Below are 11,663 nucleotides of genomic sequence, written 5' to 3' on the forward strand. Positions count from 1 at the left end.
CCCGGATCAGCCAGCCGGCACATACATCTGCAGCCCAGGTCTGCCCTGGCCGTAGAACGTGAAGAAATACCGACATTCCGATGATCAGAACGGGGACGCCAGGCCGAGATGATGGTAAGCCAGCTCCGTCGCCATACGTCCTCTTGGCGTCCGGTTCAGCAAGCCGTTCTTTAACAGATACGGCTCATAAACATCTTCCAGTGTGCCCACATCCTCGGAAAGGGCCGCGGCCAGGGTCTCCAGTCCCACCGGTCCGCCGCCAAACTTTTCGATCACGGTCAAAAGGATCCGCCGATCGGTGGCATCCAGTCCCATTTTATCCACATCAAGAAGATCCAGTGCTTCTGCAGCGACTGCTTCGGTGATCACACCATCATGGCGCACCTGGGCAAAATCTCTCACTCGTTTTAACAGACGGTTGGCCAGTCTCGGCGTTCCTCTGGAGCGGGAGGCAATCTGTCTTGCGCCGGCCTCCTCAATTCCCACATTTAAGACTCTGGCTGACCGGAGAATAATGGTCAGAAGCTCATCCTCCGTATAAAATTCCAGATGATGGACTACGCCGAACCGGTCCCGCAGAGGTGCCGTCAGAAGACCGGCTCTGGTCGTTGCACCGACTAAGGTGAAATGGGGAAGATCCAGTCGGATCGACCTGGCCGAAGCTCCCTTCCCGATCACAATATCAATAGCATAATCCTCCATAGCCGGATAAAGGACCTCTTCTACCTGGCGGTTCAGCCTGTGGATCTCATCTACGAATAAAATATCTCCATCGTTTAAATTATTTAAGATAGCCGCCATCTCACCCGGCTTTTCAATGGCCGGTCCTGCCGTGATCTTTAACTCCGATCCCATCTCATTGGCAAGGATTCCCGCCAGTGTTGTTTTTCCCAGTCCGGGAGGACCGTAAAACAGCACATGATCCAGCGCCTCTCCCCGTGATCTTGCCGCATCAATATAAACCCGGAGCATTTCCTTTGCTTTTTCCTGTCCGATATATTCATCCAGGGTCTGCGGACGGAGATGATTCTCGATTCCCATATCCTCCCTGGTAAATTCGGTATTGATAATCCGCTTTTCCATCTGCTGTTCCTTCCCGCTCTTATAACAAAGCCATCTGCTTTAATGCTGCCTTTAACAGCGCTTCGACACTGAGTGTCTCGCCGTCCGGCACGCGATTGACCGCCTTCATGGCTTCCGATGCACGATAGCCCAGCGCAGCCAGTGCCTGAACGGTTTCCGACTTCTTATCCTCGTACTCGCTGTTTCCGGCTGTACCAAGCGCTGCCTCATGGGCGCTTTTCAGCTCAAAGGCGTCCTCCAGACTGAATTTATCCTTCAATTCCAGGATCAGCTTTCTTGCTGTTTTCAGTCCGATTCCCGGCGCGGCCGAGATGGCTTTCGCATCCTCCGCCAGAACCGCAAACCGCAGATCATCCGGCTGAATCACCGACAGGATTCCAAGCGCCCCTTTTGGACCGATTCCGCTCACCCCGATCAGCAGGCGGAAGACCTCCAGATCCTCCCGGCTCTGAAAACCGTACAGATTCAGAGCGTCCTCGCGGACATAAAGATATGTATAAACCTGAAGCTCCTCTCCCGTCCGCACATGCGACAAAAAAGATACCGGAACCTGGATCTGATAACCGATCCCATTGTTTTCCAGAATGATACTGTCCTCATAACGTTCAAGAAGACGGCCTTTGATATATGAAATCATAGTCTCGATCCTTTCTAAACTAAAACTGAGCTTCGTTGACACTGGATAATGATTTCTTAGTATAATACAGATTCTCTATAAAATCAACCCTATTCAAACATACGTTCTATTTTCTTGACAGAACGGTTTTAGCGTTTTATAATGAATCCATGATTACGATTACAAAAGATTATAACTATACTTGTCCATATGATTTAAACAGACTGATGGATCCGGAACGCCTTCTGTTTTTTGATATTGAGACCACCGGGCTTTCTGCGAAACGGGATATGGTCTATCTGATCGGCTGCGTCTATTTCCGCGACGGCGGCTGGCACCTGCGCCAGTGGTTCAGCGACAGCACTGAGGCTGAAAAAGAAGTCCTCCTGCATTTTTTCCTGTTTGCCTCCCGTTTTTCCATGCTGATCCATTTTAACGGTACGACCTTCGATCTTCCGTTTCTGAAAGAGCGTGCATCAAAGCATCGCCTGACGCTTCCCTCCAGAGAACCGGAAAGCTTTGATCTATATCGGAAGCTGCGCCCGATGAAACAGCTTCTCGGTCTTTCCGACTGTAAGCAAAAAACGCTGGAGACCTTTCTCGGAACCGGCAGGGAGGATCCCTATAACGGCGGAGAATTGATCCGGTTTTACTGGGATTATCTTCAAACCGGTGAAAAACGGTTTTATGATGCGCTGCTTCTTCATAATGCCGAAGATATTATGGGACTTCCAGAGCTTTTTACCCTATTTCATTATAAAGACTTTTTTTCCGGTCCATTTAGCCTCTGTTCCGAACAGGTTCAGGAATATCTCACGCTTTCCGGAAGCACGGAGCAGGAGCTTTTTTTGACCTTTGAGCATCCAAGCATAACACTCCCGGTTCCCTTTACTTACGACGCAGACGAACTCCGGATTTCCTGCCGGAAAAACCGCCTCATTCTCCGCCTGCCGCTGGAGCATATGACGCTCCGCTATTTTTTCCCGGATTACAAGAATTATTATTATCTGCCGGAGGAGGATCAGGCGATCCATAAAAGTGTCGCCGTCTTTGTGGATCCTGCCCATAAAAAAAAGGCAACTGCAAAGACCTGTTATCAGAACCGGACCGGCGTCTTTTTCCCGATTCCTGATTTATCTGGATCTCTTCCGCCCCTGTTTTATCGGGAATACAAAAAAAAGCCTGCATATCTGGAATACACGCCTGGGATCGGAGAAAATACCACTCTTTTCCAGACGATTCTTCTTGCGAAGCTGCCGTTTTCATGATATTATAGATAACGTTCGACCTTATGACTTTATGAACTGAACATCTCAAGTCTCTTTCCGCCTCTGAAGCATTTGGGGCTCCTGTGCGGAACAGAGACTTTTTGCATAATGAAAACGATTCATTAGGAGTGTTTGATTAATGTTAGATGCTGCAGGTCTCCATCAGAGACTATTAGAATATTATTCCAGAAACCACGAACTGTTTTGTCCCTACCATCTGGATGGGACAATTTATGATACCTATGCGCATTACAGTCAGTTTGACTGTACCGAACATGCCTTTATCCGCAGTACCTTAACCTTATCTAAAACGGATCTTCTCCGCTTTCGCGAGCAGCTTACCACCTATATCGAACCATGGCTGATCCGTCGTGGAAAATCCTCCCCCGGCCTGAATCATATCTACACCTACGTAACCGGGGTATTCATCAGTGAGCGGAAGCTGTCTAACGATGTATGCCGGGCAATCCGGCATTTCCGTTATTACAAGGGATACGGATATTACCGAAGCGGCTATTGCCAGGCAAGGATTGCGGCGTTCGATCTGGAACGCGGCTCGGTGGTGTGCAGCCCTGCAGCAAAGGATCTCATGGAAGAATACCGGGAAATCTTAGGGTGACAGACTCATTCATTGTGTTGTCTGCTTTGGAGCAGAATGCCACACTTTCCGGTGTCCAGAGCTCGGTTCCTGTAAAACGCTTAGAACCTCACTTCAAAAACCGTTCCTCCTGATGGATTGTTCTTAACCGTGATCATGCCATCATGTACCCGCACGATTTCATGAACCAAAGCAAGACCAAGCCCTACCCCGCCAAGCTCCCGGCTTCTGGATTTATCCACACGAAAGAATGGCTCAAATACCCGCTCCCTGAGCTCCTCCGGAATTCCGCTTCCTGTATCCTCTACGGAAAGACAGGTATGTTTTTCTTTCTGATATACCGTTACGGTAACCTGTCCTCCCGCATGGTTATATTTTATCGCATTTTCAACAAGATTATATACCAGTCTGTAAATAAGAATATCGCTTCCCATCATCGTCACATGCCTGCATTTTCCGATCAGTTTGATATTCTTTTCCATGGCAAGCGGTTCCAGATCTGCGAAAACCTCTTCAACAAGTGCATCAACCATGATTTTTTCATCACGTACCACGCTTTGAAGCTCACTCATATCTAAAAGAGTCTTTACCATTTTACTGAGTCTTTCATTCTGCTCCGTGATCATAGTGATTGTCTGTTCCGCGCATTCATCATTGCCCGGATGTCCGGTCGAATTATATAAATCGAGCTGTACCTGCATCAGGGACAAGGGTGTACGAAGCTCATGTGCTGCGTTTGCAGTAAATTGTCTCTGCGCCTCAAACGCTTCTGAGAGACGTTCCAGCATCTTATTATACGAAACACTGAGCTGGTTCAATTCCTTAACGTCATTTTCTTCGATCCTCGAATCAGCCAGATTTTGTACCTGCACTTTCTCAATTTTATCTGAAAACTTTTTGAGCGGTTTCAGTGCATGACCGATTATATAATAAGTAACAACACCTCCCAGAAGTGCCAGAAGCGTTGAAAACATCAGACTTCTTCTTTTATAATCAGCCTTGTTGTTGTAAACCTGAATGGAAAAATCTTTTGCAAAATCGTTCCACTTATCATCGGGAATATTAATATAGATCTCATCCGGCTCCTTACCATGATCCTCATCACTTTTGGCATCAACCGTATCCTGCAGCAAATCAATATAATGCACACCATTCTTGTAGACAAACATGGTAAGACACCCGCAGATGACTGCAATAAACAATGTGGTTATAATCGTAATCCTCCACTGGAGCGACAGTTTTCTCATTTTTCTCATTGTTCCGATTCCTCTCGCAGCTTATAGCCTTCCCCAACCTTATTGACGATTGGATCATATCCAAGTACTGCCTTCAGTTTTTTTCTAAGAGAAGACATATGTACCCTGATGGCTCCGCTGAAGCTGTCCACAGATGCGTCCCATACATGCTCCATCAGCTCTTCCTGGCTAATTGGTCTTCCCTGGTTAAGAAGCAGATATTCCAGAATCCCATTTTCCTTTCTGGTTAAATGCACATGTTCTTCTTTTGCATACGCCTCACGCTTTCTCGTATCAAACCTTATCTCTCCGGCAGTCAGACAGACATCCCTCTGTACAAATCTGCGTCTTGTAAGACTTCTGATCCGTGCTTCAAGCTCCTGCAAATGAAAAGGCTTTTCCATATAATCATTTGCCCCGGCATCCAGGCCCTCGACCTTATCGGCTATCTGACTTCTTGCTGATAATATAAGAACCTTCGTATCCTCATTTTTCTGCCGGAGTTCCCTTAAAATATCCATACCATCCATACCGGGCAGATTCAGATCAAGAACGATCAGATCATAATTCTCTGTCAGGATATATTCAAGAGCCTCTTCACCATCATAACAGGTATCTACCTCATACCCCGCATCATATAGATGTCTGGCGACTGTATCACACAGTTTTTTCTCATCTTCCACTATTAATAATCTCAAAATTTTCATCTTTTCCTTAACAAAGATTTTACAGCAACTATTGTATAATATAAACGTCAGCCGGTCAATCAAATACCAAAAAGGAAGGGAGTTATGAGATCTTGAAATGCAGAAACATCGTGCAATTTGTTTTGCTCATCGCAGGCATCGCCATGATTGGCTATGGAGCAATCAGAGGGGAAGCTGCTACCGTGCTTGGTAAAGCAATAAAATTATGTCTGGAGTGTGTGGGAATTGGATAAAAAAACAACGATACGATCAAAAAAAACAGCTAACATACGTGGATGGATACAGGCTGCCGCCACGCTGCTTACCAATATCCATATTCCAAATTTCTTTAAAGGAAAAATATATCAGGGTAACGCTAAAACCGTCTGTGTCCCGGGACTGAACTGCTATTCCTGTCCTGCTGCAACGGGAGCATGTCCCATCGGCGCTTTTCAGGCCGTCGTCGGTTCATCCAGGTTTAAATTTTCATACTACATAACCGGCTTTTTCATTTTACTTGGCGTAACACTGGGGAGATTTATATGTGGATTTTTGTGTCCGTTTGGATGGTTTCAGGATTTGCTTCATAAAATCCCCGGGAAGAAATTTTCCACAGCCAGACTTAAACCGCTGAGATACCTGAAATATGTCATCCTTATTGTTTTCGTTATCCTTCTGCCGATGCTTGTAACGAATTCCATAGGAATGGGCGATCCGTTTTTCTGCAAATACCTTTGTCCGCAGGGAGTTTTAGAAGGGGCGATACCGCTGTCGCTCAGAAACACAGCCATCGTTTCTGCATTAGGAAAGCTGTTTTCCTTCAAATGTCTTATTTTGATCACGGTTATCATCTTAAGCATTTTATTCTACAGACCCTTCTGCAAATGGATTTGTCCTCTTGGTGCCATTTATTCCCTGTTTAATAAGATATCTTTTTTAAGCATCAAGGTTGAACATCATAAATGTGTCGGATGTAATCAGTGTTCAAAGGTATGCAAAATGGATGTTGATGTGCGAAAGACGCCAAATCATCTGGAATGTATCCGATGCGGCGCCTGCATAAAGACTTGTCCCACAGACGCAATCCACTACCAGTTTATGGGAAAAACAGGAGAAAAACCAGACACCAAAAACCGGCAGGAATCAATTGGTAACCATTAATCTTAATACTATTATTTAAAGGAGCATGTCATCATGAAAAAAAGAAACACCATTCTCACAATTTTTACCTTCTGTATCGCGTTATTGCTTGCTTCATGCGGCGGAAACGAAAAAAAAGCCACCGAAACAACAAATACGCCAAATACAACAACGGCATCAGAGACCGAGCAGTCTGCAGGGACTTCCGATTCTGCACTCGATGATTTATACCAGCAGGAGAATCAGCTTTTCGCTGAACATGAAGATGTATGGAATAAAGCGTTCGGTATGACAAATAAAGGCACCATTGATCCAAACGGAAATTATGCTGATTTCCTTGCCGGTACCATTGAATCAAATAAGGACGCTTTTACAGATGATGAGTATAAAACTCTGATTAATGATATTGAAACCATCCGTAAAATCGAAGAACAGATCACAGAACTCGAAAATAAAAATGCATCCTCCGATGCATCTGACCCGACAGATGATTCCGGAGATATTTCTCCCTTTAAAAATTTCTCCGGACAGGATTTTAACGGCAACGCTGTTGATGAAAGCCTGTTTTCCGGAAATGCAGTCACCGTTGTGAATTTCTGGTTTACCGGATGTAAGCCCTGTGTTGCTGAGTTATCTAAGCTCAACGAATTAAATGATACCATCAAATCCATGGGCGGAGAAGTTGTAGGTATCAATACGGAAACCTTCGATGGAAACGAAGCTGCCATTAAAGAAGCCGCCGCTATCCTTGAAAGCCAGGGCGTTAAATACCGGAATCTTTCTATTGACTCTGATTCCGAGGCAGGTAAATATGCCTCCAATATTATGGCTTTTCCCACAACCATTTTAGTCGATCGAAATGGCAATATTGTGGGAGATCCTATGCTCGGTGGAATTGATAATCAGGAGAACTACGATACTTTGATGAAGCAGATCCAATCTGTAATTGAGGCTGACAGCGTGAATAAATAGTTTCCTTCGTGTTTCCTGACGTTCGCAGCAACATCTTACAGACATACAATTTCTATAACTGTAAAAGACGGGAATTTCTTCCCGTCTTTTTTAATCAAATCCATTTCAATTATTCTTCTGTCTCTTCCTCTGCATCTGCAGGAGCTTCCAGAACCTTCATGCTAAGGCTGATCTTCTTGTCTTCGCCGTTGAAATCAACAACCTTCGCTTCGATTTCTTGACCGATGGAAAGTACATCGGAGGGCTTCTCTACATGCTGTCTGGAGATCTGGGATACATGAAGCAGAGCGTCAATTCCGGGCTCCAGCTCAACGAATGCGCCAAAGTCGGTCATTCTTGCTACGCGGCCGCTTACGATATTGCCTACGGCATAATTCTCAGCAGCTCTTACCCAAGGGTTCTCTTCGGGGAACTTTAAGCTTAATGCAATCTTATCGCCATCAATGTTCTTAATGAATGCGCGGATCTCTTCGCCAACCTTGAATACCTTCTTGGGATTCTCAACACGGCCCCAGGACATCTCGGAAATATGAAGCAGACCATCTGCACCGCCCAGGTCGATGAATGCACCAAAGTCGGTGATATTCTTTACAATACCATCAACCGTCTGACCAACCTCGATACGCTCGAACAGCTCCTTCTGCAGCTCAGCCTTCTTTGCTAACAGAAGCTGCTTACGGTTACCGATAATTCTTCTCTTTCTGGGGTTGAACTCTGTGATTACGAATTCAATTTCCTGATCTGCATACTTCTCCAGATTTCTCTCATAGGAATCCGATACAAGACTTGCAGGAATAAATACTCTTGCACCATCTACATTTACACTTAAACCACCGTCCAGTACCTGAACAACCTTGGCTTTCAGGACTTCACCGCTGTTGAATGCCTCTTCCAGACGCTTATTTCCGCGATCAACAGCCAGTCTCTTATAGGAAAGAAGCACCTGGCCTTCTCCGTCGTTTACTTTCAGAACCTTGGCTTCCATCTCGTCACCAACATGAACAACCTGAGTAAGATCAACAGAGGAATCATTGGTGTACTCATTCTTTGTGATGATGCCGTCTGACTTGTAACCTATATTTAAGATGATCTCATCTTCCTTAACACCGATAACCGTGCCAGTGACTACCTCTCCTGTTCTGATTGTTTTCAATGATTCTTCAAGCATCTGCTCAAAACTTAATTCTGACATTGGTATGAACCTCCTCTATGATATGATTCGGGGTTGATGCCCCTGCTGTAATACCTACGCTTCGTTTGCCCTCCAGCCATTCTTCCTGCATATCACGGACAGTCTGAATGTAATAAGTATTGCTGCATTCCTTTCGGCAGATCTCACAGAGTTTCTGTGTATTAGAACTGTTCTTTCCGCCGATCACAAGCATCACATCAACCTTGGAGGCGAGCTCTCTGGCTTCCGCCTGCCGTTCATGGGTAGCACTGCATATAGTATTCACAACAATACTATCATAACTCTTTTTCAATATTATTTCAACAAGAAGTTGAAATTTATTGTAATTAAATGTCGTCTGCGAGACGATACAAAGCCTTGCGCCGTCCGGGAATTTCAGTTTCCCGGCTTCTTCCGGTGTCTCCACCACATAAGAGATGCCATGACACCAGCCGCGGATCCCCTCCACCTCCGGGTGAGAGGCGTTTCCGACGATCACTATGGTCCGTCCCTTCTCCGATTCCTCACTGACGATCTTGTGGATCTTTTTCACAAAGGGACAGGTCGCATCCACAATCCGAAAGCCCCCTCGTTCCAGCTTTTCACAGACCTCCCGTGTCGTACCATGGGAACGGATGATCACAGTCCCATGATGAAGCGTTTCCAGATCCGCTTCTCCGATGACGCGAACGCCCTTTTCTTCCAGATCCCTTACGACCTCCTCATTATGGATAATGGGACCATAGGTATAGATCGGACCAGGGCCCGGATCCGCCAGGGCCGCTTCTGCCTGATCGTATACGGTATCCACTGCACGCTTCACACCAAAACAAAACCCGGCAGTTTTTGCAACTACTACTTTCATCTTTTTCCGTTTAATCCTTTAGTTTGTTTTTTAATTCTTCCAGGATCTTTGCAGTGACATCCTCCACGTCCAGATCGGAGGAATCCAGGTAAACAGCATCTGCTGCCTGGCAAAGAGGAGAATATTCCCGGTGCATATCCCGATAATCCCGCTCTTCAATATCTTTTTCAATTTCTTCTATCTTACAGGGAATCCCCTTTCCTGTCAATTCCAGAAATCTTCTTTTTGCCCTTGTTTTCACACTGGCTGTCAGATAGATTTTCAAATCGGCATCCGGAAGTACAACGGTTCCGATGTCACGGCCGTCCATAACTACATTTTCGGCCGCCGCCAGCTTTCGCTGAAGCTCAACCAGCTTTTCCCGCACACAGGGATAACCGGAGGTGGCAGAGGCCATATTTCCGGCCTCCTCCGTCCGAAGATATGCCGTAACATTTTCTCCATTTAACAACACCTGCTGGGCACCTTCCTGATAGACAATGGAAATATCTGCTTCCTTCACCTGTTTCCTGATTGCAGCTTCATTCTCCGGTGCAATCCCCTTTCTGGAAAAGTACAGGCCCATCGCACGGTACATGGCACCGGTGTCGATATAGATATATCCCAGCTTTCCGGCCACGCGTTTGGCGATGGTACTTTTCCCGGCTCCCGCCGGTCCGTCAATGGCAATATTGATACTCATAGCTGTATTCTCCTTTAAAACGTGATCGTTTATTTTCCTGCACTCTGTCCGGCTTCCCAGCCGGTTGCCCAGGCGATCTGCAGGTTATAGCCGCCGGTTACTGCATCCAGATCCAGAACCTCTCCGGCAAAATAAAGGCCGGAAACCAGTTTGGATTCCATTGTCGCCGGATCCACCTGGCGAACACTTACGCCGCCCTGCGTAATGATTGCTTCATTGTAATCCCGAAGAGAAGTCAGAGTTACCGTAAAATCCTTGGTAAGCATGCCAAGACGCTGACGTTCTTCCCTGGAAATCTCATTGACCCTCTTTTCCGGCACAATGCCGCTTCGTGCAATCATGACCGGAATCAGCTTTGCCGGATATAATCCGCCAAGAGAATTTTTGAACTGCCGGTTCTTTTCCTCCTCAAAATCCCGGAGGATCCGATGATCAAGCTGTTCTGCTGTCAGCGCCGGTTTCAGGTCAATATGAAGCGTAAGCGGTTTCTTTTTCAGCTTTCCTGCCACCATACTGCTTCCGCTTAACACTGCCGGTCCGCTGACTCCATAATGGGTAAACAGCATCTCACCGAACTCCTGATAGAGCTGTTTCTTTCCGTCACAGATCCGGATCTCCACATTCCGCAGGGAAAGCCCCTGCAATTCTTTCACAAAGGGTTCTGCCGCTTCAAAAGGAACCAGCGCCGGTGAAAGCTCTGTCACCGTATGACCGGTGCTTTCTGCAAACCGGTATCCGTCACCGGTAGAGCCGGTGGAGGGATACGATTTTCCTCCGGTTGCCACAACGACAGCATCTGCCCTTATGGTTGATCCGTCTGTCAGCTTCACTCCGGCCACCCGTTTTTTCGCCGGATCAGACGGATCTGCCTCCGTCAAAAGTGCTTTTACTTCGGCATGGAGCCGTACCTCCACCTGTTTTCTCGACAGTTCCTTCGTCAGACAGGCGATCACATCGGACGAATGATCCGATACCGGAAAGACACGGTTCCCGCGTTCCGTTTTCAGCTTCAGACCACGTTCCTCAAAAAAGTGCCTGGTATCGTCACTGGAAAATCCATAAAAAGCACTGTAAAGAAATTTCCGGTTTGTCACCACATGAGCCAGCAGCGATTCCACATCGCTGTCGTTTGTCACATTGCACCGTCCCTTTCCGGTGATAAACAGCTTCTTTCCAAGCTTTTCATTTTTCTCCAGAAGGATCACCTGGGTTTCCTGCCCTGCCGCCGCGGCCGCCGCCATCATTCCGGCGGCTCCTCCGCCGATCACTACGATCTTTTTCATCTTCCACGCTCCTTATAACCGTTTTTCATTATAGGGCAAAAACGGCTGTGCGTCAAATCCTTTA

At 46.5% G+C, this 11,663-nt stretch carries 13 protein-coding genes; 5 read left to right on the forward strand and 8 right to left on the reverse strand.

The window, feature by feature from the left end:
- Positions 1-84: 84 nt before the first annotated feature.
- Together ruvB and ruvA are read right to left on the reverse strand one after the other, a co-directional pair.
- A complete protein-coding gene (gene ruvB, locus ACTQ3K_RS00845; protein ID WP_441564792.1) occupies positions 85-1,083 on the reverse strand; it encodes a Holliday junction branch migration DNA helicase RuvB in 999 nt (332 codons plus the stop codon).
- A 19-nt stretch (positions 1,084-1,102) separates the two neighbouring features.
- Complete coding sequence (ruvA, locus tag ACTQ3K_RS00850; RefSeq protein ID WP_441564794.1) at positions 1,103-1,720, reverse strand: Holliday junction branch migration protein RuvA; 618 nt, start codon at positions 1,718-1,720, stop codon at positions 1,103-1,105.
- A gap of 149 nt (positions 1,721-1,869) precedes the next feature.
- On the opposite strand from ruvA, the gene ACTQ3K_RS00855 reads away from it, so the two are divergent.
- Positions 1,870-2,967, forward strand: coding sequence for a ribonuclease H-like domain-containing protein (locus ACTQ3K_RS00855; protein ID WP_441564796.1), 1,098 nt, complete (start codon positions 1,870-1,872; stop codon positions 2,965-2,967).
- Between the two features lie 139 nt (positions 2,968-3,106).
- The gene (locus ACTQ3K_RS00860; RefSeq protein WP_441564798.1) at positions 3,107-3,586 is read left to right on the forward strand and encodes a hypothetical protein; all 480 of its coding nucleotides are present in this window, start codon (positions 3,107-3,109) and stop codon (positions 3,584-3,586) included.
- Positions 3,587-3,666: 80 nt separating this feature from the next.
- Here the strand turns inward: ACTQ3K_RS00860 and ACTQ3K_RS00865 are convergent, their stop codons facing one another.
- Both ACTQ3K_RS00865 and ACTQ3K_RS00870 read right to left on the reverse strand, forming a co-directional pair.
- A complete protein-coding gene (locus ACTQ3K_RS00865; RefSeq protein WP_441565208.1) occupies positions 3,667-4,812 on the reverse strand; it encodes a sensor histidine kinase in 1,146 nt (381 codons plus the stop codon).
- A 5-nt stretch (positions 4,813-4,817) separates the two neighbouring features.
- Positions 4,818-5,507, reverse strand: coding sequence for a response regulator transcription factor (locus tag ACTQ3K_RS00870; RefSeq protein WP_441564800.1), 690 nt, complete (start codon positions 5,505-5,507; stop codon positions 4,818-4,820).
- Positions 5,508-5,599: 92 nt separating this feature from the next.
- On the opposite strand from ACTQ3K_RS00870, the gene ACTQ3K_RS00875 reads away from it, so the two are divergent.
- The 3 genes from ACTQ3K_RS00875 to ACTQ3K_RS00885 are packed head-to-tail and all read left to right on the forward strand — an operon-like array spanning position 5,600 to position 7,598.
- The gene (locus tag ACTQ3K_RS00875) at positions 5,600-5,740 is read left to right on the forward strand and encodes a CD1871A family CXXC motif-containing protein (RefSeq protein ID WP_441564802.1); all 141 of its coding nucleotides are present in this window, start codon (positions 5,600-5,602) and stop codon (positions 5,738-5,740) included.
- The gene (locus ACTQ3K_RS00880) at positions 5,733-6,647 is read left to right on the forward strand and encodes a 4Fe-4S binding protein (protein ID WP_441564804.1); all 915 of its coding nucleotides are present in this window, start codon (positions 5,733-5,735) and stop codon (positions 6,645-6,647) included. Before ACTQ3K_RS00875 ends, ACTQ3K_RS00880 begins: the two co-directional genes overlap by 8 nt.
- Positions 6,648-6,680: 33 nt before the next feature.
- Entirely contained in the window at positions 6,681-7,598 is a 918-nt protein-coding gene (locus ACTQ3K_RS00885) for a TlpA family protein disulfide reductase (protein WP_441564806.1), read from the forward strand.
- Positions 7,599-7,707: 109 nt separating this feature from the next.
- Here ACTQ3K_RS00885 and rpsA read toward each other — a convergent pair whose 3' ends face one another.
- Genes rpsA through ACTQ3K_RS00905 form a run of 4 tightly spaced genes read right to left on the reverse strand, consistent with a single transcriptional unit; the run spans position 7,708 to position 11,599 of the window.
- Positions 7,708-8,790, reverse strand: a complete 1,083-nt coding sequence (gene rpsA, locus ACTQ3K_RS00890) for a 30S ribosomal protein S1 (RefSeq protein ID WP_441564808.1) — start codon at positions 8,788-8,790, stop codon at positions 7,708-7,710.
- Positions 8,771-9,634 carry a 4-hydroxy-3-methylbut-2-enyl diphosphate reductase gene (ispH, locus tag ACTQ3K_RS00895; RefSeq protein ID WP_441564810.1) on the reverse strand — a complete coding sequence of 288 codons (864 nt, stop codon included), beginning with the start codon at positions 9,632-9,634 and terminating at the stop codon, positions 8,771-8,773. The genes rpsA and ispH overlap by 20 nt, the downstream gene beginning before the upstream one ends.
- Before the next feature lie 10 nt (positions 9,635-9,644).
- The gene (cmk, locus tag ACTQ3K_RS00900; protein WP_441564812.1) at positions 9,645-10,316 is read right to left on the reverse strand and encodes a (d)CMP kinase; all 672 of its coding nucleotides are present in this window, start codon (positions 10,314-10,316) and stop codon (positions 9,645-9,647) included.
- Positions 10,317-10,345: 29 nt separating this feature from the next.
- A complete protein-coding gene (locus tag ACTQ3K_RS00905) occupies positions 10,346-11,599 on the reverse strand; it encodes an NAD(P)/FAD-dependent oxidoreductase (RefSeq protein ID WP_441564813.1) in 1,254 nt (417 codons plus the stop codon).
- Positions 11,600-11,663: the final 64 nt, after the last annotated feature.

Origin of the sequence: Candidatus Paralachnospira sp. LCP21S3_A2 (assembly GCF_052118925.1) — a bacterium.
Lineage (GTDB): Bacteria > Bacillota > Clostridia > Lachnospirales > Lachnospiraceae > Lientehia.